23 protein-coding genes and 1 riboswitch are annotated in these 24,055 nt (G+C 68.3%); of the genes, 15 read left to right on the top strand and 8 right to left on the bottom strand.

Annotation, left to right across the window (positions count from 1 at the left end; all coding sequences use genetic code 11):
- The first annotated feature begins 83 nt into the window (after positions 1-83).
- Positions 84-557 carry a bifunctional nuclease family protein gene (locus ACM6LR_RS10665; RefSeq protein WP_005150031.1) on the top strand — a complete coding sequence of 158 codons (474 nt, stop codon included), beginning with the start codon at positions 84-86 and terminating at the stop codon, positions 555-557.
- A gap of 185 nt (positions 558-742) precedes the next feature.
- On the opposite strand, the gene ACM6LR_RS10660 is transcribed toward ACM6LR_RS10665, so the two are convergent.
- Positions 743-1,387, bottom strand: coding sequence for a TetR/AcrR family transcriptional regulator (locus ACM6LR_RS10660; protein WP_414943665.1), 645 nt, complete (start codon positions 1,385-1,387; stop codon positions 743-745).
- Positions 1,388-1,654: 267 nt separating this feature from the next.
- On the opposite strand from ACM6LR_RS10660, the gene ACM6LR_RS10655 reads away from it, so the two are divergent.
- A complete protein-coding gene (locus ACM6LR_RS10655; RefSeq protein ID WP_414938860.1) occupies positions 1,655-2,236 on the top strand; it encodes a MerR family transcriptional regulator in 582 nt (193 codons plus the stop codon).
- A 46-nt stretch (positions 2,237-2,282) separates the two neighbouring features.
- A riboswitch (glycine riboswitch) is annotated at positions 2,283-2,379 on the top strand.
- A gap of 170 nt (positions 2,380-2,549) precedes the next feature.
- Entirely contained in the window at positions 2,550-5,429 is a 2,880-nt protein-coding gene (gene gcvP, locus ACM6LR_RS10650) for an aminomethyl-transferring glycine dehydrogenase (protein WP_414943664.1), read from the top strand.
- 3 nt (positions 5,430-5,432) lie between these two features.
- On the opposite strand, the gene ACM6LR_RS10645 is transcribed toward gcvP, so the two are convergent.
- Positions 5,433-5,795, bottom strand: a complete 363-nt coding sequence (locus ACM6LR_RS10645; protein WP_414938862.1) for a nuclear transport factor 2 family protein — start codon at positions 5,793-5,795, stop codon at positions 5,433-5,435.
- Positions 5,796-5,906: 111 nt separating this feature from the next.
- On the opposite strand from ACM6LR_RS10645, the gene ACM6LR_RS10640 reads away from it, so the two are divergent.
- The gene (locus tag ACM6LR_RS10640; RefSeq protein ID WP_414938863.1) at positions 5,907-6,734 is read left to right on the top strand and encodes a helix-turn-helix domain-containing protein; all 828 of its coding nucleotides are present in this window, start codon (positions 5,907-5,909) and stop codon (positions 6,732-6,734) included.
- 48 nt (positions 6,735-6,782) lie between these two features.
- Entirely contained in the window at positions 6,783-7,610 is an 828-nt protein-coding gene (locus ACM6LR_RS10635; protein ID WP_414938864.1) for an aldo/keto reductase, read from the top strand.
- 103 nt (positions 7,611-7,713) lie between these two features.
- On the opposite strand, the gene ACM6LR_RS10630 is transcribed toward ACM6LR_RS10635, so the two are convergent.
- From ACM6LR_RS10630 to ACM6LR_RS10610, 5 genes are all read right to left on the bottom strand, one after another.
- On the bottom strand, positions 7,714-8,400 hold the full coding sequence (locus tag ACM6LR_RS10630) for a hypothetical protein (protein WP_414938865.1): 687 nt from the start codon (positions 8,398-8,400) through the stop codon (positions 7,714-7,716).
- A gap of 93 nt (positions 8,401-8,493) precedes the next feature.
- Positions 8,494-9,405, bottom strand: coding sequence for a 3-methyladenine DNA glycosylase (locus ACM6LR_RS10625; protein WP_414938866.1), 912 nt, complete (start codon positions 9,403-9,405; stop codon positions 8,494-8,496).
- A complete protein-coding gene (locus ACM6LR_RS10620) occupies positions 9,402-10,445 on the bottom strand; it encodes a hemolysin family protein (RefSeq protein ID WP_414938867.1) in 1,044 nt (347 codons plus the stop codon). The genes ACM6LR_RS10625 and ACM6LR_RS10620 overlap by 4 nt, the downstream gene beginning before the upstream one ends.
- Positions 10,442-11,788: a hemolysin family protein gene (locus ACM6LR_RS10615; protein WP_414938868.1), complete on the bottom strand. Its 1,347-nt coding sequence runs from the start codon at positions 11,786-11,788 to the stop codon at positions 10,442-10,444. Before ACM6LR_RS10615 ends, ACM6LR_RS10620 begins: the two co-directional genes overlap by 4 nt.
- A gap of 167 nt (positions 11,789-11,955) precedes the next feature.
- The gene (locus ACM6LR_RS10610; RefSeq protein WP_414938869.1) at positions 11,956-12,552 is read right to left on the bottom strand and encodes a TetR/AcrR family transcriptional regulator; all 597 of its coding nucleotides are present in this window, start codon (positions 12,550-12,552) and stop codon (positions 11,956-11,958) included.
- A gap of 203 nt (positions 12,553-12,755) precedes the next feature.
- Between ACM6LR_RS10610 and ACM6LR_RS10605 the strand changes: the two genes are divergently transcribed.
- From ACM6LR_RS10605 to pip, 5 genes are all read left to right on the top strand, one after another.
- Positions 12,756-13,154, top strand: a complete 399-nt coding sequence (locus ACM6LR_RS10605; RefSeq protein WP_414938870.1) for a hypothetical protein — start codon at positions 12,756-12,758, stop codon at positions 13,152-13,154.
- Between the two features lie 2 nt (positions 13,155-13,156).
- Positions 13,157-13,783 (top strand): DUF3558 domain-containing protein, encoded by a 627-nt coding sequence (locus tag ACM6LR_RS10600; protein ID WP_414943663.1) that lies wholly within the window; start codon positions 13,157-13,159, stop codon positions 13,781-13,783.
- Positions 13,780-15,135, top strand: a complete 1,356-nt coding sequence (locus ACM6LR_RS10595; RefSeq protein WP_414943662.1) for a WXG100 family type VII secretion target — start codon at positions 13,780-13,782, stop codon at positions 15,133-15,135. The genes ACM6LR_RS10600 and ACM6LR_RS10595 overlap by 4 nt, the downstream gene beginning before the upstream one ends.
- Before the next feature lie 24 nt (positions 15,136-15,159).
- The gene (locus tag ACM6LR_RS10590; RefSeq protein WP_414939150.1) at positions 15,160-15,891 is read left to right on the top strand and encodes an ESX secretion-associated protein EspG; all 732 of its coding nucleotides are present in this window, start codon (positions 15,160-15,162) and stop codon (positions 15,889-15,891) included.
- 361 nt (positions 15,892-16,252) lie between these two features.
- Positions 16,253-17,200: a prolyl aminopeptidase gene (pip, locus tag ACM6LR_RS10585; protein ID WP_414938873.1), complete on the top strand. Its 948-nt coding sequence runs from the start codon at positions 16,253-16,255 to the stop codon at positions 17,198-17,200.
- 68 nt (positions 17,201-17,268) lie between these two features.
- Here the strand turns inward: pip and ACM6LR_RS10580 are convergent, their stop codons facing one another.
- Positions 17,269-18,453 carry a Glu/Leu/Phe/Val family dehydrogenase gene (locus tag ACM6LR_RS10580; RefSeq protein WP_414943661.1) on the bottom strand — a complete coding sequence of 395 codons (1,185 nt, stop codon included), beginning with the start codon at positions 18,451-18,453 and terminating at the stop codon, positions 17,269-17,271.
- A 162-nt stretch (positions 18,454-18,615) separates the two neighbouring features.
- On the opposite strand from ACM6LR_RS10580, the gene ACM6LR_RS10575 reads away from it, so the two are divergent.
- The 5 genes from ACM6LR_RS10575 (at position 18,616) to egtD (ending at position 24,019) form a co-directional block, all read left to right on the top strand.
- Positions 18,616-19,539, top strand: a complete 924-nt coding sequence (locus tag ACM6LR_RS10575; protein ID WP_414938875.1) for a LysR family transcriptional regulator — start codon at positions 18,616-18,618, stop codon at positions 19,537-19,539.
- A gap of 130 nt (positions 19,540-19,669) precedes the next feature.
- On the top strand, positions 19,670-20,926 hold the full coding sequence (locus ACM6LR_RS10570) for a glutamate-cysteine ligase family protein (protein ID WP_414943660.1): 1,257 nt from the start codon (positions 19,670-19,672) through the stop codon (positions 20,924-20,926).
- Positions 20,923-22,275, top strand: a complete 1,353-nt coding sequence (gene egtB / locus ACM6LR_RS10565) for an ergothioneine biosynthesis protein EgtB (protein WP_414943659.1) — start codon at positions 20,923-20,925, stop codon at positions 22,273-22,275. Before ACM6LR_RS10570 ends, egtB begins: the two co-directional genes overlap by 4 nt.
- Positions 22,276-22,280: 5 nt before the next feature.
- Positions 22,281-23,045, top strand: coding sequence for an ergothioneine biosynthesis protein EgtC (egtC, locus tag ACM6LR_RS10560; RefSeq protein WP_414943658.1), 765 nt, complete (start codon positions 22,281-22,283; stop codon positions 23,043-23,045).
- Positions 23,042-24,019 carry an L-histidine N(alpha)-methyltransferase gene (gene egtD / locus ACM6LR_RS10555; RefSeq protein ID WP_414943657.1) on the top strand — a complete coding sequence of 326 codons (978 nt, stop codon included), beginning with the start codon at positions 23,042-23,044 and terminating at the stop codon, positions 24,017-24,019. The genes egtC and egtD overlap by 4 nt, the downstream gene beginning before the upstream one ends.
- Positions 24,020-24,055 lie beyond the last annotated feature (36 nt).

The raw sequence follows: 24,055 nt of genomic DNA, 5'->3' as shown, positions 1-24,055 counted from the left end.
AGACGGGTAGCGTCGGGATCGCCGTCGCTTGATCGTCGAGACAAGCGTTGCGGCCCGTGCGCACGAGAGGGAGGCGAAGCCCGATGAGCGAGATGCGCGTCGTCGGCGTGCGGGTGGAGCTGCCCGCGAATCAGCCGATCTTGTTGCTGCGGGAAACCGAGGGCGAGCGATACCTGCCGATCTGGATCGGCTCGGTCGAGGCCACCGCCATCGCGTTGGAGCAGCAGGGAGTCCGCCCGGCCCGTCCGCTGACACATGACCTGCTCAAGGAGGTCATCGGGGCGCTGGGCCGCGAGCTGGAACAGGTCGTCATCACCGACCTGAAGGAAGGCACGTTCTTCGCGGAACTGGTCTTCGACGGCGACATCCGGGTTTCGGCGCGGCCGAGTGACTCGGTGGCGCTGGCGTTGCGGGTGGGGGTTCCGATCCACGCCGTGGACGCGGTGCTGGAGGAAGCGGGTCTCATCATCCCCGACGAGCAGGAGGACGAGGTCGAGAAGTTCCGCGAGTTCCTCGACTCCGTCTCGCCGGAGGACTTCCGCGGCGCGGACACCTGACCCGTATCGCGAGATCTTGAACGAAGGGGCGGCGCCGGTAGCGCCGCCCCTTCTTCGTGCGTGCGGTGTTGAGCGCTGCCACGCCCCGGTCACGAGAGCTGAAGGGGACCATCCCTTCATCTCACGCGGTGAAGGGCGCTTTACCCGCATCGCATGCGGGGAAAGTCCCCTTCAGCTCCACGACCTCAGGCAGCGGTCGCCCGTGTGAACAGGTCCGCCAGTTCCCGCCCGTACCGTTCCAGGTCCAGCTTCGGGTCCGTCGCGAACTTCGCGGCGACGCCGTCGACGGCCTGAGCGATCGACAGGGCCATCACGTCCGGCGCGAAGTCGCCGAAAGCGCCTTCCTGCTGGCCTTGCCGCAGCTGACGCTCGAGCCGACCGGTGCGAAACTCCTCGACGATCGGCGCGGACATGAACCAGCCCTCGGTATCCGATCCGCTCGAAGCCATCTCGACCATGACCCGCACCAGTTCCGGGTACGACCCGAGGAACTCGATCTCCGCCTCGATGTAACCGCGCAGCAACCCGGCCCGGTCGGCCGTGCCCTGAATCCGCTCCTCGAGGAACTTGTCCTTCATCCCGGTCGCGGTGGTGACCACGGCCTGCATCAGGCCCGCCTTGTTGGTGAAGTGGTAGGAGATGATCCGGGTACTGGACAGCCCGGCGCGTTCCTTGATCTTCGCGAAGGTCGCCTTGTGGTAGCCGAGATCCGAGATCGTCGCGATGGTGGCGCCGACGATCTGGGCCCGTCTGGCGGCCTCGGTGACCGACAGTCCGAGCTCCGCCTGTACCGCGCTCGCGGCGGTTTCGGTGGAAGGAGTTACTTGCATGAGTAAAAAATAACACGGCTGAGTAAAAGTGGCAACGGTGCAGCCGAACGGGGGGCCACTCCCGGCAAGCCTCAAGAAGAGCTTGAGGTTGACCGCGCGTCGCGTTGACCGCTTTGCCGGACGCGCTTACCGTCAATGGAGGTAAGTCGCCAAGGTGTGATTCGGATGTCTGGGGCATCCGTCTTGACGGTTGACTCCGGTGCGGACTCACGTGGGTCCGCGCGGCTTTGTTCGCCGGCCGCCAGGTCGGGCGAGGGGAGGCATGGCGTGGTCGAGGCTGGTAGCCCTCAAGAGCCGCTCGTTCCGGTCGGAGACGGCGAGCAGGGTGAGCTGTTCCCCGACTCTTCCCTTCCGGACGAACTCGTCGGCTACCGCGGTCCCGCCGCCTGCCAGATCGCCGGGATCACCTACCGGCAGCTCGACTACTGGGCCCGTACGAAACTGGTCGCGCCGAGTATCCGCACGGCACACGGCTCCGGTTCGCAACGGCTGTACTCGTTCAAAGACATCCTCGTACTGAAGGTCGTCAAGCGCCTGCTGGACACCGGCGTCTCGCTGCAGAACATCCGGGTCGCCGTCGACCACCTGCGCCTGCGCGGTGTCCGTGACCTCGCCAGGGTCACCCTGTTCTCCGACGGAACCACCGTCTACGAGTGCACCTCACCCGAAGAGATCGTCGATTTACTGCAGGGCGGCCAGGGCGTTTTCGGCATCGCCGTCAGCGGCGCGATGCAGGAGATCAGCGGCACCATCCACGAATTCCAGGCCGAACGGGCCGACGGCGGCGTGATCGAAACCGTCACACCGGACGAGCTCACGCAGCGCCGTAACGCACGTCGTACCGGCTGATCATGAAGCCGCGCGAGCGGCAGGGTAGGCTCACTTTCGCGGTCGACGAATCCGCGCGGGAGAGATCGAGCCGATAACAGCTCGGCGCCGAAGGAGCAAGTCCTCCCCGGAACCTCTCAGGCACCCTGGACCGCGCGGACTAGACGCCTCTGGAAAGTGAGTCGTCAGGTCACCACCTGGCGGCTCCGCCGACGGTGCAAGCCCGACTCAACCCACGGGCGAAACTCTCAGGCGCCCCCACGGGGGTACGGACAGAGTGGGGAGGGCCAGGACAATCCGTCCCGGCCCCACCCCGCGTCTTGGGAGGTCCCCGATGGAGCCTGTTTCACTGGCCGCTCTCGAATGCGGATCGCCCTTCGCGGACCGGCACATCGGCCCCGGTGCCGAAGAACTCACGCGCATCCTCGACATCGTCGGCGTTTCGTCGCTCGACGAACTGGCCGAGCGGGCCGTCCCAGCTTCGCTGCGGGAGTCCGCGACACCGCCGGACCTGCCGCCGCCCGCCACCGAGACCGGCGCGCTCGCCGAACTCCGCGCGCTGGCCGCGCGCAACCGGCCGATGGTCCAGATGATCGGCCTCGGCTACCACGACACCGTGACCCCGCCGGTGATCCGCCGCAACGTGCTGGAGAGCCCGGCCTGGTACACCGCCTACACGCCGTATCAGCCGGAGATCTCGCAGGGCCGTCTCGAAGCGCTGCTCAACTTCCAGACCATGGTCGCCGACCTGACCGGCCTGCCGATCGCCAACGCGTCCATGCTGGACGAGGCGACCGCGGCGGCGGAGGGGATGACCTTGGTCCGCCGCGCCGGAAAGTCGAAGTCGAACCGGTTCGTCGTCGACGAGGACACTCTGCCCCAGACGATCGAGGTCCTGCGCACCCGCGCCGAACCGCTCGGTATCGAGCTGGTGACCGCCGACCTGTCCCAGGGCATCACCGGACTCGGCCTCGGTGGCGACTTCTTCGGGGTGCTGCTGTCCTATCCCGGCGCGTCCGGCGTCGTCCGCGAATGGGACCACACCATCGCCGAGGCCAAGGCACTGGGCGCGGCCGTGGTGATGGCGGCGGATCCGCTGGCCTTGACCCTGCTGCGGTCGCCGGGTGAGCTCGGCGCCGATGTCACGGTCGGGTCGACGCAGCGGTTCGGTGTGCCGATGGGTTTCGGCGGCCCGCACGCCGCGTACCTCGCCGTGCGGCGAGGGCTCGAACGGCAGCTGCCCGGACGGCTCGTCGGGGTGTCGAAGGACGCCGACGGCACCCCCGCGTACCGGCTCGCGCTGCAGACCCGCGAGCAGCACATCCGCCGCGAGAAGGCCACGAGCAACATCTGCACCGCGCAGGTGCTCCTGGCGGTCATCGCGTCGATGTACGCGGTGTACCACGGTCCCGAAGGACTCCGTGCCATCGCGAACCGCGCGCACCGGATGGCCACCGTGCTCGCGGCCGGGCTCGCCGAGAGCGATGTGGACGTCGTGCACTGCGAGTTCTTCGACACCGTCATGGTCGCGGTTCCGGGCCGCGCCGCCGGAGTCGTCGCCACCGCACGGGACCTGGGCGTCAACCTCCGGCTCGCCGACGCGGACCACGTCGCCGTCGCCTGTGACGAGACGACAACTCGTGAGCACCTTTCCCTGGTGTGGAAGGCGTTCGGCGTCGCGGTGTCCGATGTGGACTCACTCGACGCGGACACCGCCGACGGTTTTCCGCCGGACCTGCGCCGTACCAGCGAATACCTGACGCATCCCGTCTTCCACGCATACCGCTCGGAAACCGCGTTGCTGCGGTATCTGCGGGCACTGTCGGACAAAGACGTCGCGCTCGATCGCAGCATGATTCCGCTCGGCTCCTGCACGATGAAACTCAACGCCACGGCCGAAATGGAGCCGATCACCTGGCCGGAGTTCGCCGGGCTGCACCCGTTCGCGCCCGCCGAGGACGCGGCAGGATCACTGTCCATCGTCAAGGATTTGGAGCACTGGCTGGCCGGGATCACCGGCTACGACGCGGTTTCCCTGCAGCCGAACGCCGGCAGTCAGGGCGAGTTCGCCGGTCTGCTGGCGATCCGTGCCTACCACCGCGAGCGCGGGAACGTGGCGCGCGACGTCTGCCTGATCCCGTCGAGCGCGCACGGGACGAACGCGGCCAGCGCGGTGATGGCCGGAATGCGCGTGGTCGTCGTGAACTGCGACGACGAGGGCAACATCGACGTCGGCCACCTCAAGTCCACAGTGGACGAGCACGCCGACGACCTGGCCGCGATCATGATCACTTACCCGTCGACACATGGGGTTTACGAGGACACCGTCCGTGAGGTCTGCGCGCTGGTGCACGACGCGGGTGGCCAGGTGTACGTCGACGGGGCGAACCTGAACGCGCTGATCGGTGTCGCGCAGTACGGCCGGTTCGGTGCCGACGTCTCGCATCTCAACCTGCACAAGACCTTCTGCATCCCGCACGGCGGCGGCGGTCCCGGCATCGGGCCGATCGGCGTCCGGGCGCACCTGGCACCGTACCTGCCGAACCACCCCCTGCAACCGGACGCCGGCCCGGCCACCGGTGTCGGTCCGATCAGCGCCGCGCCGTGGGGCAGCGCGTCGATCCTGCCGATCTCCTGGGCCTACATCCGGATGATGGGCGCCGAAGGCCTCAGGCGTGCGACCCTGACCGCGGTCGCGAACGCCAACTACGTCGCCAAGCGCCTCGCCGAGCACTATCCGGTGCTCTACTTCGGACACGAGGGACTCGTGGCGCACGAATGCATCCTCGATCTCCGCGCGCTCACCAAGCGGACCGGCGTGACCGTCGATGATGTCGCCAAGCGGCTCGCCGACTACGGGCTTCACGCGCCGACGATGTCCTTCCCGGTCGCGGGCACGCTGATGGTGGAGCCCACCGAGAGCGAGGATCTAGGTGAACTCGACCGGTTCTGCGACGCGATGATCGCGATCCGCGGCGAGATCGACCAGGTCGCCGCGGGGGAGTGGCCGGTGGCCGAAAGCCCGCTGCGCAACGCACCGCACACCGCGCGCTGCCTCGCCGGGGAGTGGGATCGCCCGTACAGCAGGGAGATCGCGGTCTTCCCCGCCGGTTTCACCGCCGCGAAGATCTGGCCACCGGTGCGGCGGATCGACGGGGCCGCGGGTGACCGCGACCTCGTCTGCTCCTGTCCGCCGCCGGAGGCCTTCGCCTGATCGTCAGCCGGGCATCTTGTCCAGAAAGCCCAGCACCTGCTTGATCCGGCCGTCCTCGACGGTGATGACGTCGAAGCCGATCGCCAGGGGCTCCTCCGCCCCCTCCGGGCCGAGGTGCCACTGGAACCGCGCGATGTCGTGGTGCGCGTCGGGGGTCGACGGCAGGCTGAACCTCAAACCCGCGAACTGGGCCTGCGCACCGGCGATGAACCCGTCGACGCCGTCGTGCCCGGTGACCGCGCCCAGCGGGTCGGTGTAGGCGGTGTCCTCGGTGAACACTTCGGCGATGAGCGCGCGGCGCTTGTCCTCGTCGGTCTCGTTCCACACGGCGATGTACTGCTCGGTGACGCGCTGGATCTCCGACATGGTGCCTTCTCTCGTTGGTGGGTAACCGATGTCGCAACTCTGACCGGTGCGGGTGGGGCACGTCGATTACGTGCGAGGTAATGGCGGCCCGGCACCCTTGGCCGTAGGTTCGTGATCGTGACGACCACCTTGACGGCGGGCCGCGCCGGCCGCCCTGTCGGCGAACTCCTGCGGGAATGGCGCGATCGCCGCCGGATCAGCCAGCTCGACCTCGCCATCTCCGCGGAGATCTCGACCAGGCACCTGAGCTTCGTGGAGACCGGGCGGTCCAAGCCCAGCCGCGACATGGTGCTGCGGCTGGGAGAACACCTGGAGGTCCCCTTGCGGGAACGTAACCGGCTGCTCCTGGCGGCGGGCTACGCGCCCGCCTACCCGGAGAGCGGTCTCGGCGACCCGGAACTGGTGGCGGTCCGCCAGGCGGTCCGGCAGCTGATGTCCAGTCACGAGCCCTACCCCGCGGTTGTCGTCGACCGGGGGTGGAACCTGGTCGACGCCAACGCGAGCGTGTCGATCATGACCGATCTGGTCTCGCCGACCTTGATGACACCGCCGGTCAACGTGCTCCGGCTGACCCTGCACCCGGAGGGGATGGCGCCGTACGTGCTGAATCTGGGGGAGTGGCGCGCACACCTGCTCGGCAGGCTGCGGCGCCAGGTGACCCAGACGGCCGATCCGGTCCTGACGGAGCTGCTGGAGGAACTGCTCACCTATCCGTGTGATGATCCCGTGCCCGAGGTGGAGGTCCCCGGCCCGGGTGACATCTTCGTCCCGCTGCGGCTACGGCACGACGGGGTGGATCTCACCTTCTTCGGCACGGTCTCCACCTTCGGGACGCCGCTGGACATCACGGTCGCCGAGCTCGTGATCGAGTCGTTCTTCCCAGCCGACACGGCCACGGCGGAGTATCTGCGCGCGTACGCCCGGCGCGGGGTGGAATGATGCGGGGCAGGAAACCCCGCCGCACACCCCAGTGAGGATTTTTCTTCCATGGCCGTGCCTTCCGTCGTCCTGAACAACGAGGTAGCCATCCCCCAACTCGGTTTCGGCGTCTGGCAGGTGCCCTCGGGCGACACGGCCAAGGTCGTCCGGACCGCGATCGAGGCCGGGTACCGCAGTATCGACACCGCCGCGTCGTACCGGAACGAAGCAGGCGTCGGTGCGGCGATCCGCTCCGCGGGTGTGCCTCGCGACGAACTGTTCATCACCACCAAACTGCCGAACCCCGGCCACGGCTACGACGCGGCGCTGCGCGCGTTCGACGCCAGCCTGGCCGAGCTGGGCCTGGACCGGGTCGACCTGTACCTGATCCACTGGCCGATGCCGACCCGCGGCAAGTACGTCGAAACCTGGCGGGCGCTGGAAAAGCTCTACGCCGACGGCCGGGTGCGGGCCATCGGGGTGTCGAACTTCCACCCCCCGCACCTCGAACGGCTGTTCGACGAGTCGGGGATCGTGCCCGCCGTCAACCAGATCGAGCTGCATCCCCGCCTGCAGCAGAAGGCGTTGCGGGAGTTCCACGCCGAGCACGGCATCGTCACCGAGGCGTGGAGCCCGCTCGCGCAGGGATCGCTGCTCTCGGATCCGACCCTGAACGCGCTCGCGGCCAAGTACGGCAAGAGCCCGGCGCAGCTGGTGTTGCGCTGGCACTTGCAGCTCGGCACGGTGGCCATCCCGAAATCCGTGACCCCGTCCCGGATCCGCGAGAACTTCGACGTCTTCGACTTCGAACTCGCCGAGGACGACCTCGCCGCGCTCGCCGAGTTCGACGACGGGACACGCACCGGCCCGGACCCGGACACCTTCGACCTCGTCTAGGAGCTGAAGGGGACTTTCCCCGCATCTCACGCGGCGAAGGGCGCTTTCCTCCCATGACATGCGGGGAAAGCGCCCTTCAGCTCACGCGAGGAAACGGTGGGGCTTAGGTGGCCTTGATGCCCGCGGCGGCGAAGTCGGCCTGCTGGGCTGGCTGCTGCAGGAACTGCCGGAACGTCTGCGAGGCGCGCATCTGGACCTCGTCGATGCTCTTGCCGGCGAGTCCGACGAGCGGGTAGTCGGCCGAACGCGCTGTCGCGACCGACTGGGCGGGCGAACCGACCAGTTCGGGCTTCGCGATGTTCAGTTCGGTCACCCAGTAGGAAGACTCGGGGATCCAGGCGGCGGGGAGACCGCCGATGGAGTCCAGGTTCGTCCGTCCGACGAGGCCGTCGAGCACGGAAGCGGAGGGCAGCGCGTCGATCTGGATGATCACGCAGTGGTCGCGGACCACGGTCGCGGCGTTGTTCCACCGGTCCGCGGCCGCCCGGAGCGGCTTCTCGATACTGGGGGTGACGATGATCCGCATCGGCGTGTCACCGGCACTGCAGGCCTTGGCCTGGGCTTCGGCGCGGGTGTTGAGCTCCCCGTCCGCCCAGTTCCAGCCGAACACGCCGATCGCGACCAGGACCACGAGGACCAGGCAGGCGATGGGCCACTTGGCGATCCGGCGCCGCGGGGCCTTCTTCCCGATGATCCGGTGCGAGCCGGTCGCCTCACCGCGACCCTGAGGCCGTTTCGGCGGGTCGAGGGGATGCGGCACCGGCTCCTCGGCCACGCTGTGTCGCCCCATCGTTGTCCTTTCGAAACGTGCGCGCTCGCGCTGCGTATGCAATCAAACCGTTATCACTCTAACAGGGGAGGATGTTACGGGGAATGCGACGACTCACAGTTGTTTTCCGCGGGTGGCGGGCATCCTCTTTAACTCGGTCAGAAGTCGTTTGCAATGCGCTATCAGGTGCTCACGCAGCGGCGCGGCCCGGCGGGCGAAACCGGCCTGGGTGCGGGCGTACTCGGCCCGGCCTTCCGGGCTCTCGATCCGCACGGGTGAGTACCCGAACGCCGCGAGGTCGTACGGGCTGGCGCGCATGTCCAGCTCACGAATGTCCGCAGCCAGCTCGAAGCAGTCCCCGACCAGCTCAGCGGGCACGAACGGGTCGAGTTTGTAGGCCCACTTGAAGAGATCCATGTTGGCGTGCAGGCAGCCCGGCTGCTCGAACTCGATCTGGTTCTCCCGCTCCGGCCGCAGCGTATTACGCGGCTTGGCGGGCTCGGTGAAGAACCGAAAAGCGTCGAAATGCCCGCATCGGATCTCCAGCGACTCGACGACGCCGTCCGTTCCGGCCGAGCCGAGCCGGAGCGGAAGCTGTGAGTGACGAACCTCATCCGCCGATTCCCGGTAAACCATTGCCCATTCGTGAAGCCCGAAACAACTGAGCCTCGGCGCGCGCGACGCGGTCGCGGAAAGCAGGCCGACGACGAATTCGGCGGTTTTGGCCCGGCCCTCGGTGAAGCCCGCCGGGTCCAGCATGACGCCGTCCGGTGTCTCGACGTAGCCCTTCCGCTCCAGGAACCGGTGCGCTGACCGGCCTTCGAGCGCGACGCCCGGCCCCGGCTGCCAGCGTTCGACGTGGCCGGGGCGGTGCGAGTAGTAGGTGAAGAGGAAGTCGAGGACCGGGTGCTTCTCGCCCCGCGAGCGGCGGCGCTGGTGCGGCGTCGTCCAACGCCGCATCCGCGTGACGTGGTCGTCTTCCCGAGCCCGCCAGGCAGGCTCGGAAAGAACGATCACGCCGGTCATGACATGACGTGGGTGCCGTCGCGGACAGTTCCCACGTATTCCTCGACGAGGTCCTCCAGCGCGACGACCCCGATGGCTTCACCCGCCGGGTTCAGCGCCCGCGCCAGGTGACTGCCTTCCTTGCGCATCGCCGACAGCGCCTCGTCCAGCCGGGCGTCGGCACGCAGTTCGGTCAGCGTGCGTGTCTTGCCCGACGGCACCGCGGTCGACGGCTCCTCGCCCACGAGGTCGAGGACGTCCTTCACGTGGATGTAGCCGGTCAGCGACCCGTCGTCGGCGCAGACCGGGAAGCGCGAGAAGCCGGTCGAGGACACCGCGCGCTCGACGTCGCCCAGCGTGGGCGAGCAGGGCAGTGTCGTCAGTTGCGCCGTCGGGACCAGGACATCGGCCACCGTTTTCTCCACCGACGACAGCGTCTTGCTCAGCCGCTGGTGCTCGGACTGCTCCAGCAGCCCTTCGCGCCGCGATTCACTGAGCAGTTCCGCGAGTTCGTCGGAGGTGTAGGCGGTTTCGAGTTCGTCCTTCGGCTCGACCTTGAACAGCCGCAGCAGCGAGTTCGCCACGAAGTTCAGCAGCCAGATGAACGGGTTGGCGATCTTCACCCAGGCGACGTGCACCGGGACCAGCCACAGCGCCAGCCGCTCCGGTTCGGCGATCGCGAGGTTCTTCGGCACCATCTCGCCGATGAGGACGTGCAGGATGGTGATGAACGCCAGCGCGATCGCGAACGAGATCGGGTGCAGCAGCACGTCCGGGATTCCGATCAGCTCGAAGAACCCGGCCAGCTGATGCGCGATGGCGGGCTCGCCAAGCCGTCCGAGCAGCAGTGAGCAGATCGTGATGCCGAGCTGCGCGCCCGCGAGCATGAGCGAGACGTTCTTGCTCGCGTTGATGACGATCTGCGCGCGCGTCTTTCCCTGCTCCAGCAAGGCTTCCAGCCTGTCGCGCCGCGACGAGATCAGGGTGAACTCGGCACCGACGAAGAAGGCGTTGGTCAGCAGCAGTACCACGACGAGGAAGATGTTGAACCAGTCGCTCATCGGGCGGGCTCCTGCTCGGCGGAGGTAGCGGTTTCGCTGACCCGGCGGACTTCGACCTCGGCGATGCGGAGACGGTCCATTTTGGTCACCGTGAGCCGCCAGGCATCGAGATCGGTGGCGTCTCCGGGGGAGGGGATCCGGCCGAGCCGCTCGAGGATCAGCCCGGCGATGGTCTCGTAGTCGCCGTCCGGCATGCGGAACCCGGTCTCGTCGGTGACTTCGTCGGCGCGAAGCTGCCCGGACACGAGCCAGTTTTCGGCGCCGACCTGTTGCGAGGAGGGCTCTTCCTGGTCGTCGTGCTCGTCACGGACATCGCCGATGATCTCCTCGACGACGTCTTCCAGTGTCACGAGGCCCGCTGTGCCGCCGTACTCGTCGACGACGATCGCGAGCTGGAACCGGGAATCACGCAGCCGGTTGAGGAGCGAGTCGCCCGGCAGCGATTCGGGCACGGTCGGGATCGGCCGCATGACCGAGCCGATCCGCACCGTGGCGCGCTGGCCCGCCGGGATGGTGAACGCCTGTTTGATGTGCACCGCGCCCTGCACGTCGTCGAGATCCTCGGTGTAGACCGGGAAACGCGAGAAGCCGGTGCGGCGGGAGATCTCGATGAGGTCGTTGATCGTGTCGTCCACGGTCAACGATTCGAGCTGGACGCGTGGCGTCATCAGCTCGTCGGCCGTCCGCTCGCCGAAGCGCAGCGACTTGTCCAGCAGTTCGGCTGTCGAAGTGTCGAGCGTGCCGCTTTCGGCGCTGGAACGCACGATCGAACCGAGCTCCTGGGGTGAACGGGCCGAACGCAGTTCCTCCTGCGGTTCGACACCGAACTTGCGGACCAGGAAGTTGGCGCTGTTGTTCATCAGGGTGATGAGCCAGCGGAACAGCGACGAGAACCGCGAGTGGTACCCCGCGACGGCGCGCGCGGTCTGCAGCGGCCGGGCGATCGCGAGGTTCTTCGGCATCATCTCGCCGAGGATCATCGACAGCGACGTCGCCAGGATCAGCGCGACCGCCAGTGAGACGCCGTTCGCGACACCTTCGGAGAAGCCGATGGCGGTGAACAGCGGGTGCAGCAGGTCGCCGATCACCGGCTCCGCGAGGTAACCGGTGATCAGGGTGGTGATGGTGATCGCCACCTGCGCGCCGGAGAGCTGGAACGAGAGGGTGCGGTGCGCCTTCTGCACGGTGTGCGCGCGACGGTCGCCGACCTGGCGGACGTTCGCGTCGACCGTGCTGCGCTCGAGCGCGGTGAGGGAGAACTCAGCGGCGACGGCGAGGCCGGTGCCGATGGTCAGCAGCAGGAACAGGAGGATGCCGAGAACGGCGAGCAGGATTTCCATCATTTCCTGCCGGCGGGGACGGAGTCGGCGGGAAGATCCGCGGAACAGCCGGGTGTGCCACCCGGCTCGATACTGTCACCAGGTGACTGCGCGTCGCGCACGAAAAGAGTCACTCCTCAATCGGATGAATCGACCAGAGACCGCCGCTGTACTGCGGCGATAGGACAATCTTAACGCGTTCCCCCGGCCGCGTGGGCGCGGTGCCGCCGCACACTCTCCTCGACCAGGTCGAGGACGGGACCGAGATCGTCGCCGGGCTGGCCCGTCGCGAGGTGGGAGACGAGTCCTTCGAGGACCAGTTCGAGGTACGCGGTCAGGACGTCGACATCGACGTCGTCGCGCAGGATCCCGGCGTCGCGCTGGCGCAGCAGACGGCGGCGGGTCGCGGTGGTCAACTGCTGCGACCGCTCGGCCCAGCGGGCGCGGAACTCCGGGTCGGTCCGCAGCCGCCGCGAGACCTCCAGCCGCGTGCCGAGCCAGTCGGCGGGGTGCTCGCTGCGATTAGTCAGCAGGTCGCGCATCACCTGGACGAGCCCTTGCTCGGCGACGACGTCGGCCATGCGGACCGCGTCGTCCTCGGCCAAGGCCAGGAAGAGGGACTCCTTGTCGCGGAAATGGTGGAAGATGGCGCCGCGGGAAAGGCCGGTGGCCTCCTCGAGCCGCCGGACCGTGGCACCCTCGTAGCCATAGCGTGCGAAGCACACACGGGAGCCGTCGAGGATCTGGCGCCGGCGTGCGTCGAGGTGATCCTGGCTGACCCGTGGCATCCTGGAATCCTGTCACCGAGAGCCCGGGTAATGCAATCCGTACGTACGTACTGTGATCAGTTCCCGGGATCTTCGCCCGACAGGGGAACCGGTCGGCCTCGACACGCGTCCGACTACTCGGCCGGATCGGCTGACACGTCGACCGCCACTTGGCTACGCTTTGTCCGTCACGGTGCGTGAATGCTGAGGGGAAGGTGCGGGGCGTGGACATCATCGGCGATGCCGCCAGTGCGGTAAAGGCCGTCTGGGGGGACCTCTTCACGCCGCCGGAGCCGACCGTTTACGGCGGCGGAGGCGGTGGGGGCGGCAACTTCGAGATGAGCCCCGAGGAGCTGAAGACCGTCATCGGGCTGTGGGAAGACGAGCTGCAGAAGGTCGTCGACGACGGTGACAAGATCGATTTCATCCTCAGTGACCTGATGCCACCGGGGCAGGACGAAGCCAGCTCCAGCTATGTCAATTCCGGTGTTGACTCATTGCTCGCCCTGCAGAAGCAGAACGACTCGATGAAGGCTTACATCGAGGGCTACATCGCTAAACTTGAAGTTGCCCGTTCGAAGACTATGGCCACGGACGCGGCGAACACCCTGCGCACGACCTGAGGATGCCGAACGTGTTGAGGAATCGTGCCGCGGTGGCGGCGCTCGTGCTGGTTTCCGTCGCGGTCGCCGGTTGCACAGGAGAGACCCCGGGTACGCCGACGCCGACCCCGGGAACGTCGCCGTCATCGGCTTCGTCCGTCGCGCCGGAGGATCCGAATGTGCCGAAGGTGGCGAATCCGCTGGACGCCTCGGCGTTCGTCGGTGACGTCTGCAAGCTGCTCCCGGACGCCGCGGCAGCGGACCTGGGGTTCACCGCGCCAGGCGAACCGAAGGACGAGAGCAGCAATCCCGGTTGCAGCTGGGGGATTCGCGGCAAGGCCGACAGCCTGTTGATCATCCTCGGCAGCGGCAACCGCGAAAAGGGCATGGGTGGCCTGGCCGGCCTGCACAAGGCCAAGAAAGCCGGTCAACTGAGGTTCCTGGAGCCAGGTCCCGATGTCGACGGCTATCCGACCGTCTACTACGGAATCCAGGACCGGCGAGCGGGCGGCAACTGCGACCTCGCGGTCGGCGTCGCCGATGATCTGACGGTCAACACCCTCGCCGGGGGCTACGACAATGAGCAGGATTCCTGTGGAACCGCGCAGAAACTCGCGTCGGCCGTGATCAAGACACTCAAGGGGGCATGAGGGTGGACGGCAAGCAGATTTACGAGAACTTCACCGAGGGTGACACACGCAACCTGCGCAGCGCGGCCGATCGCATCTCGGACCTTTCGGACGCCTATGTCGATCGAGGCATGGCCATCAAGTCCCTGCAGTCGCGGATGACGTCGTCCTGGACGGGTTCCGCGGCAGACGCGGCGAACGCCGGCGCGGGCCCGCTCGAGCAGGCGTTCCGCGAGACCGCGGACCCGCTGTTCACCACGAAGGCCTCGGTCACCACGCAAGCGGACAGCTTCGACGACTCCGGGCAGACGGTCGTCCCCGTGCCGCCGAAGCCCGAAAAGCCCAACCCCTGGACCACCGGCCTCAAGGGTGCGATCCCGATCGCCGGTCCGTTCATGGTCAACAACGACATCAAGAACTACCAAGAGGGCGTCGCTAAGCACGAGGCGGCGAACCAGAACAACGTCCGCGTGATGGACCAGTACGACTCGGTCACCAGCAGCACGAGGTCGTCGTTGCCGACCGATTACGGCGTGCTCAAGAACGACGGTGCGAACGTCAGTGTCAAGGTCGGTGGCGGTCCGCCGCCGATCAAGCCGCCGCCCGTCATCCCGGTCAAGCCCGGTAAGCGGGGCGGCGGTGACGACGAGAACGACGAGAACGACGGCACCGACACGAGCGGCACGAACGACAACGACAACAATCAGCACCAAAATCAGAATCAGAACCAGAACCAGAACAAGCCCGGCGTCGGCGAAGACCGGCCGGTGAACCCGAGGGACAAGCCTGGCGGCGACCCCAACGTCACGACGCCGACGAGGAAGCCGGGGCCCGGGGACACGACGCTCCCGTCCGGCGGCGGCAGGGGCAAGCCGGGACAGACCACCGAGATCCCGGGCCGGGACGTCGGGCGCGGTACTGGCGGCAACCCCGACGACGTGCTCGGCCTGACCAACGGTCTCAACCAGAACAACGGCCCCGGTGGCGGCGGGGCCAACCCGCCCGGAAGCACCGGCGGCGGACGCAACGTTGCCGGGCCCAACAGTGCCGCGGGCAGGCTTCTCGGCGGCGAGGGTGGTACCGGTGGCCGCGCGGGCGGTCCGGGTGGACCCGGTTCCGGTGGTCTCGGTGCGGGCAGGGGCTCCGGCATGGGTGGCCTCGGCGGTGGCATGGGTGGCGCCGACCACCTGGCGGGTGGCCGTGGAGGGGCAGGCCGCGGCGGAGGTCAGATGGGTCCGATGGGTGCGGGCGGCAGGCGTGCCGAGGGCGACGAGGACGACGAGCACCAGCGTCCCGACTACCTCATCGAAGCCGACCCCGACGCGATCTTCGGCACCGACCAGCGGACCAGCCCGCCGGTCATCGGCGAGTAGCGGATGACCCTGAGAACAGGCCGGGTGGACGTCCCGGTCGAAGCCTTGGCGGTGCTCGCCGAGCGCGAACGCGTCGGCGACCTGCACATCACGCTGCGTCCCGAACCGCGCTGGTTGTCCAGGACAGCCCGCGCGGAGGCGGACAAGCGAGTGGAAGCCGCTTTGGCGCAGGCCGGGCTGCTGGATTCGAGCGGCCGCGCGTCGGTCGACTTCCTGGACTGGCTGCCGGTGCTCACGAAACCGGCGATCGAGTACTACGGCTGGGTGAACGCGGGCGGTCAGACCTACGGCCTCCTCGCCGCGTCGCTGGGGTTGCAGGCGGTGCTGGCGGTGTCGTCCGGTGACTGGGTCGGGCTGCAGGAGATCGACCGGCGACGGTTGCCCGAGTCACTGATCGAGCAGTTGCCACCCGTTCCCGCGGGTGGCGGCAGGCTTCGCACCGTTCGGGCGTACGAGCTCGAAGAGGCGGCGCGGCGTGGGCCGGACACGCATTCGCTGCCGCCGGTGATCGCGGACATCGTCAGCCTCGTGCAGCGGCCGGTCGAAGGGAGCGGTGAGCTCTACGTCGGCAAGCGGGACGAAGTCGGCAGACACGTGGCGGTCGAGGATCCGCTGCACTTCGCCGACACCGACTGGGGCCGGTACCTCAGCTACACGACCGGGCAGGGCCACGACGCGGTGGTCCACATCGGCCCCGCGGGCCCGTCCGAGCTGGCAGACGCGCTCCGGCACGTTTCGGGGACGCTGGGCAGCTAGCGCAAGTCCTTGAAGGTCTCCTTCCCTACCGTGAGGGTCAGGGTCCCTGCAAAGTCGAGGTTTCGCGGGCCAGGCGGTTATTCGTCGCGGGGTCACACCGGTTGCGGAGCTTGATCAACAGGGGTTCAGGGACCTGCCCTCCGGCCCTCCCCGCTCGGCCTTGCAGGCACTAGCGATGTCAAGTCCGGACTACCAACAGCAGGGCTGACCAGCAGCTCTGCGACTTCGCCGGGACGTTGACCTTCAGGGTAGGCAAGGAAGCCTTCACGTCGTTCTGGACCGAAACCTCGCACACCAAGCCACCCTCCCGGCTATTGTGACAGCGCTGTTGTATTCTTGCGGGTCTGGGAGGACGAGGAACGTGACACGGCTATACCCGGAAATCGAACCGTACGACCACGGGATGCTCGACGTCGGCGACGGGCACCTCGTGTACTGGGAGGTCTGCGGGAATCCCGACGGCAAACCCGCCGTCACACTGCACGGCGGCCCGGGGACCGGCTGCAGCGCCGGTCTGCGCCGCTACTTCGACCCGGCCAAGTACCGCGTCGTGCTGTTCGACCAGCGCGGGTGCGGCCGGAGCACGCCGCACGCGGGGGAGCCCGACGCCGACCTCTCCGCCAACACCACCGACCATCTGATCGCCGACATGGAGAAGCTTCGCGAGCATCTAGGCATCGAGAAGTGGCTGCTCTTCGGCGGTTCCTGGGGCTCGGTGCTCGCGCTGGTCTACGCCGAGCGGAACCCCGGCCGGGTCTCCGAGATGGTCCTGATGGGCCTCGCCACCGGACGTCGGAGCGAGACCGACCTGCTCACCCGCGGCCTCGGCGGCGTCTTCCCCGAAGCTTGGGCCAAGTTCCGTGACGGTGTTCCCGAGGCGGAGCGCGACGGCGATCTGGCGGCCGCGTACCTCAAGTTACTCCTGGATCCCGATCCCGCGGTGCACGAGAAGGCGGCCGCCGACTGGTGTGCCTGGGAGGACGCGATCATCCTGACTTCCCCGCCGTACAAGAGTTTCGAGACTCCGGAGTTCCGGCTCGCCTTCGCCAGGTTGGTCACGCACTACTGGAGCCAAGGGTCCTTTTTGGACGAAGGCGTGGTGCTGAGGGAAGCCAAGACGCTGGCCCACATCCCGGCCGTGCTCGCCGAGGGAAACCTCGACCTGAGCAACCTCATCGGCACCCCGTGGGAACTGGCGCACGCCTGGCCGGGCAGCGAACTGGTGGTCATCGCCGAGGTCGGCCACAGCACTCAGGACGAGCCGATGCGCGAAGTCCTCGTCGGCGCGACAGATCGCTTCGCTTCGTAAGCCCGATCCCGCGCGCAGGCCCCCTTCCCTCGGTCCAGCCGAGGGAAGGGGGCTGCACGCGCGAGACGTCAGGGAATGACCAGTGCGGGGGCGGCTTCATGGGCGGCGTCCGAACGGGTGGTTTCGGCGAGCCGCAGGCCGGTGGTGCGCGGGGCGATCCGGTCGAGGTTCCACGAACTCAGCAGCAGCGCCACCTTCGTCCGCATCTCGGTCCGCAGCCGGAGGAACGAGTCGGCGGGGTCCGCGCCGACCTCGCCGAGCAGGAGCCACCACGCCCACGCGGCCGCGCCGGCGTTGGCGACGAAGTCCGGGATCACCGGGATGCCCCGGGCCGCGAGGACCGCTTCGGCGTCGGGTGTGGTCGCCGCGTTGGCCGCTTCGATGACGACCTTCGCCTTGACTACGCCCTGGTTCCCGGCGCGCAGCGCGTAGGAGATCGCCGCCGGGACGAGGATGTCGGCCTCCGTCGCCACGATCTCGTCACGGGGGAGCAGCCGGACGTCGGATGGCAGCCGGCCGCGGTCGATCTCGCCGTAGGCGTCACGCAGGTCCAGCAACGCCGGGATGTCGAGGCCTTCGGGCCGGTACAGCGTTCCGGCGGCGTCGGCGACCGCGACGATCTTCATCCCGGCTTCGTGCAGGTACCAGGCCGCGCCGCCACCCATGGTGCCGATGCCCTGCACGGCGACGGTCGTCTTCTCCACCGGCCATTCCCACGCGTCGGCGACACCGAGGCAGGCCTGCGCGACACCGTAGCCGCCGATGACGTCGCCGAGCAGGAGGCCGCCGGGGACCGGGGTGCCCAACCCGGCCTGCACGCGGCGAAGGGTGTGCGCCGGATCAGCCGAACGGCGGATCGCGGCGTGGTACGACTGCTCGAGTCCCAGCTTCGCGAACACCTCGTCGATCAGGTGCTGAGGCACGCCGAGGTCCTCGGCGGTCACCCAGTGGTTGTCGATCCACGGCCGCAGGAACGCGCAGAACCGTTCCAGCACACCAAAAGCACGCTCGTCCTTGGGATCGAAGTCGATGCCGCCCTTCGCGCCGCCGACCGGCAGGCCGAAAGTCGCGGTCTTGTTCGCCATCCCCCTCGCCAGGTCTTCGACCTCGGACATCGTGCAGCCCGCGCGCATCCGGGTCCCCCCGGTCGCGATGCCGGAGACCAGGCTGTGCACAACGAGGTAGCCGGTGGCACTGGTGACGGCGTCGGTCCAGATGAGCCTCATCAGCGGTTCGGCGTTCCTCGCGGCCATGCGGCCACCTCCTTCGGGATCCGGGGTTCGTCCTGCGCCACTTCCGAGAGTGCGCCCCACCAGGCGCGGGCGTCTATTTACCGAATCTGAACGATGATGTGCAGAGAAACTGGTGTAACACGTCAACCGGCATCCGCGACCGCGCCCGATTACGTTGGTGACATGGAGCTTTCGTTGCACCGCCTGCGGATGCTCCGCGAGCTGAGCAGGCGCGGCACCGTCACGGCGGCCGCCGCGTCACTGCACTACACCGCTTCGGCGGTGTCGCAGCAGCTGGCCCAGCTGGAGCGGGACGTGGGCGCGAAACTGTTCGAACGATTCGGCAGACGGGTGCAGCTGACCGAACTGGGACTGCTGCTGACCGAGCACGCCGAGGAGATCCTGGGGTCGGTCGAGCGGGCGACACTGGCGTTGGAGGAGGCACAGGAGACGGTCTCGGTCCGGCTCATGGCCGGCGTGTGGGCGTCGGTCGCTTCGGGGCTTCTGCCACACGCACTGGCCGCGCTCGCAGGCGAACATCCGGGGATCCAGGTACGGACCCGTGAGCTGGCACCCGAAGACACCGCCGACGCCGTACGTGACGGCGAACTGGACCTGTCGTTCGTGATCGACTACTCCGACGCGCCGATGCCGTGGGACGCCGGGCTGGAGCGCGCGGTGATCGCGGTCGAACGGCTGCACGCCGCGGTGCCCGCCGGCGCCGTCCCCGCCGGGAGCGCGTCCCTGCTCGAACTGGCCGAGCATCCGTGGATCCTCGCCAGCCCGAAGAGCCACTTCGGTCGCGCGGTGCGCACCGCCTGCCACCGGCACGGGTTCGAACCCAAGATCAACCACGAGGTCGAAGAGCAGTCGACGGCGATGGCGATGGTCCGGGCGGGGCTCGGGGTGACCCTCGTTTCGGACCTCGGGCTCGGCCTCCGGCCGCCGGGCATCGACGTCGTCGCGTTGACCACACCGCTGCTCCGAACGGTTTCGATCGCCTACCGGACGACGTCGGCCCGGCGGCCCGCGCTGCAGCTGGTGATCCAGGCGGTGCGCAGCGCGGCCGCTGCGCTGGGCCTGGGCACCGAGCCCGCTTTGCCCTGATTCGTCCCGTCTTGAAAGGTGGTCCGCCGATCCTGCCCGGCAAGAACGCACCTGAATTTGTCGGACCCCGCGTGTAGCGTCCGAAGTCAAGGTTCCTCCTTGATCGGACTACCGACTGGACGGTGGAAAGATGACAACTGTTCACGATTTCCCCGAGAAGTCCGGGAGCGCGTCGAACGCGACGGCGAAGGTCCTGTCGGACCGCGCCGAAGGTGAGGCGTATGTGGCTTCCGTGTGTTTCAAGCACGGGCCACCGAGACTCCTCGGCGTAGAGCTGGAATTCACCGTGCACTACGCCGACGAGCCCGCCCGGCCTCTCGATCCCGACGATCTCGCCACCGCGCTCGGCCCGCACACCCCGCGGACACTGCGCCCCGACAGCCCCGCCCTCCCGCTCCCGGCAGGCTCACCACTGAGCCTCGAGCCCGGATGTCAGGTGGAGATCTCCGCTCAACCACAGACCACGCTGCGCCACCTGGACGCCGTCGTCTCGGCCGATCTGGCCCACCTCGAAACCCTTCTCACCACCCGAGGCCTGTACCTGGGTGACACCGGGATAGACGGGCACCGGGCCCCTGACCGCAAATTGGGCACACCCCGCTACGCCGCGATGGAACGCCGCTTCGCCCCGATGGGTGACGGGGGCGCGACGATGATGTGCAGCACCGCGGGCCTGCAGGTCTGTGTGGACACCGGCGAGGCGGGAGAACTGGCCACCCGCTGGGCCGCCGTCCACGCGCTCGGCCCGCCACTGCTGGCCACCTTCGCCAACTCCCGGGTCCACGCCGGTCGCGACACCGGCCACGCGTCCGCGCGCTGGCTGGGTGTGATGGACACGGAGGAGGCCCGCACCCGGTCGGCGGCGCCGTCCCGGGATCCGGCGGGGGAATGGGCACGCAGGGTCCTGGACACCCCGCTGATGGTGCTGCCCGGTCATGGCTGGGACGCGCCCGATTCCCTGACCTTCGCCGACTGGATCGACGGGCGGGGCGAGGGCGCCGGACTCGGCAAGCCGACCGAGGACGACCTCGCCTATCACCTGACGACCTTCTTCACGCCGGTCCGTCCACAGGGGTACCTGGAGATCCGCTACCTGGACGCCCAGCCCGCCGCCAGGTGGCTGCACCCGGTGGCCCTGCTGGCCGCACTGCTCGCTCGCCCGTCCACAGTGGACAAGGTGCTCGAGCTGTGTGAACCGGTCATGGGCCGGTGGGAGTGCGCGGCCCGGTTCGGCCTGTCCGACCGGGCGATCGCGGGCGTCGCGAGCGAGGTGGTGGACCTCGGCTGTGCCGAACTCGGCATGACCGGTCTGCCGCCGGAGACCATCACGGAGATCAGCGAGGGTGTGCAGTCCCTCGTGCACGGTTCGAGGAGCCCCCAGTCATGAGCGTGGAAAGCACCGAGATCAACCCGCTTCGCGCGCTGAGCCCGCAAGACCTGCGGGCCCACGCGGCCGAGGCGCTCACCAGGGCCCGCGAACGCAGTGTCGTGCTGACCGACGCCGTCGACGACGAAGACCTGGTGCGCCAGCATTCGAAACTGATGTCGCCGCTGGTCTGGGACCTGGCACACATCGGCAGCCAGGAAGAACTCTGGCTGGTCCGTGACGTCGGCGGCCGCGAGGCGCTCCGGCCGGACATCGACCAGATCTACGACGCGTTCCAGCACGCCCGCGCGGATCGCTCGGAGCTGCCGCTGCTGGGCCCGGAGGAGACCCGCAAGTACGTCCGGGAGGTGCGGGAGAAGTCCTTCGACATCCTGGAAAACGTTCCGTTGCAAGGCAGGCGGCTCACCACGGACGCCTTCGCCTTCGGCATGATCACCCAGCACGAGCAGCAGCACGACGAGACGATGCTGGCCACCCACCAGCTCCGCAAGGGCGATCCGGTGCTGCACGCGCCCGCTCCGCCGCCGTCACGGTCCGGGTGGCTGCCCGCCGAGGTCTTCGTGCCCGGCGGTGCCTTCACCATGGGCACTTCGGCCGAGCCGTGGGCGCTGGACAACGAGCGCCCGGCGCACGAGGCCGCGGTGGAGGCGTTCTTCATCGACACCGCCCCGGTCACCTGCGGGGCGTACGCCGAGTTCCTAGACTCCGGCGGTTACGAAGACCCGAAGTGGTGGAGTGAGCGCGGCTGGGCGTACCGCGGTGAGCACGGCATCGACGCGCCGCGCTTCTGGAAGCGCGAACAGGACGGCTGGTGGCGGACGCGGTTCGGCGTCTACGAGAAGGTGACCCCCGCCGAGCCCGTGGTCCACGTTTCCTTCTACGAGGCCGAGGCGTACGCCGCTTGGGCCGGACGGCGCCTGCCGACGGAACCGGAGTGGGAGAAGGCAGCCCGGTTCGACCCGGCGACCGGCCGATCACGCCGGTTCCCTTGGGGAGACGAGGAACCCGGCCCCGAGCACGCCAACCTCGGGCAGCGGCACCTGCGGCCCGCGGAGGCGGGCGCGTACCCGGCGGGCGCATCGCCACTGGGGGTGCATCAGCTGATCGGCGACGTCTGGGAGTGGACCAGCAGCGGGTTCGAGACATATCCGGGATTCTCCGCGTTCCCGTACAAGGAGTACTCGGAAGTGTTCTTCGGCGGGGACTACCGGATCCTGCGTGGTGGCTCGTTCGGTACGGACGCGGCGGCCATCCGTGGCACGTTCCGCAACTGGGACCACCCGATCCGGCGACAGATCTTCTCGGGGTTCCGCTGTGCCCGAGACGCGCGACCGGGCGAGGTGGGCTGAGCGGCATGTGCCGTCATCTCGCGTATCTCGGCGAGCCACGTTCGCCCGCCGAGCTGCTCTTCCATGCCCCGCATTCGCTGCTCGTGCAGTCCTATGCCCCGGCCGACATGCGGGGCGGCGGCTCGGTCAACGCGGACGGGTACGGCCTCGGCTGGTACGCCGAAGGTCCCGATCCGCTGCGGCTGCGCCGGTGCGCTCCCTTGTGGACCGACGGAGACCTGCCCGCGCTGGCCGGGTCGGTGCGGGCGCACGCCTTCATGGCGGCGGTTCGCAACGGCACCACCGGGATGCCGGTGGTCGAGGCGGCCAACGCGCCGTTCACCGGCGGCGGCCATCTCTTCAGCCACAACGGGATGGTGAAGGGCTGGCCGGGTTCGATGGCCGAACTCGCCGCGAAACTGCCGATCACCCGCCTGCTGACACTGGAGGCGCCCACGGATTCGGTGCTGCTGTGGGCTCTGCTGCGTGAACGGCTCGAGGCGGGCGAAGACCCGCTCTCGGCCGTCGCGTGGTTGACCGGTGTGGTCGAGGAGGCGGGGCCGGGTTCGCGGCTCAACTTCCTGCTGACCGACGGCCGGACGCTCATCGGCACGGCGTGGACGCATTCCCTGTCCTATCGGGACACCGGTGACGGTGTCGTCGTCGCTTCGGAACCGTGCGACGACGGTCCCGGATGGACTCCCGTTCCCGAACACCACGCCGTGCGGGTCACCGGCACCGGCGTGGAAGTCCTTCCCCTCGAAGCCGATCGGAGCACTGAGGCAAGATGACCGAAGTGGACCTCGACGTACACCGCAGCGAGTCGGACATCACCGAGCAGCTGCGCGCGGACGTCCGCACCGGCCTGGAAGCGGACCAGAAGTGGTTGTCGCCCAAGTGGTTCTACGACGCGCGCGGCAGCGAACTGTTCGAGAAGATCACCACTCTTCCCGAGTACTACCCGACCCGCAGCGAACGGGAGGTGCTCGCCGCGCGCGGCGGTGAGATCGCGGAAACCTGCGGCGCGCACACCCTCGTCGAACTCGGTTCCGGATCGAGTGAGAAGACCCGGCTCCTGCTCGACGCGCTCACGAGCCATGGCACGCTGAAGGAGTTCGTACCGCTCGACGTCTCCGAAACCGCGCTCGCCGAAGCCGCCGAAGCCATCAAGGCCGACTACCCGTCCCTCGAAGTCCGCGGCGTGGTCGGGGACTTCACCCAGCATCTCGACCTGCTGCCGGGCGACCGGCCGAGGTTGGTGGTCTTCCTCGGCGGCACGATCGGCAACTTCCTTCCCGCCGAGCGCGCCTCGTTCCTGCACTCGGTTCGCGAAGTGCTCGACGAAGGGGAGTGGCTCCTTCTCGGGACGGACCTGGTGAAGGACCGGGAGACGCTGGAACGTGCCTATGACGACGCGGCGGGGGTCACCGCCGAGTTCAACCGCAACGTGCTCCACGTGATCAACAACGGCCTCGGCGCGAACTTCGATCCGGCCGCCTTCGAGCATGTCTCGTCTTGGGACGAAAAGAACGAATGGATCGAAATGCGCCTGCGTGCCCGCGAGGCGGTGACCGTCGACATCCCGGGCGCTGATCTGCTGGTGAAGTTCGCCGAGGGCGAGTACGTGCGCACCGAGATCTCCGCGAAGTTCCGGCGGGACGGAATCGCCGCGGAACTGGCCGAAGCCGGTTTCTCGATGGAGAAATGGTGGACGGACTCGGAGTCGCGGTTCGGGGTGAGCCTGGCAAGATCTGTGCGTGGCTAACGCTCTTACGTCCCTCGCTCGCGCACTCGGCACGAA

The sequence above is a fragment of the Amycolatopsis sp. cmx-11-32 genome (genome assembly GCF_047608695.1).
In the GTDB taxonomy this organism is placed as follows: domain Bacteria; phylum Actinomycetota; class Actinomycetes; order Mycobacteriales; family Pseudonocardiaceae; genus Amycolatopsis.
The sequence above is the reverse complement of the archived record's forward strand: the minus strand, read 5'-3'. Positions and strand labels throughout refer to the sequence as shown.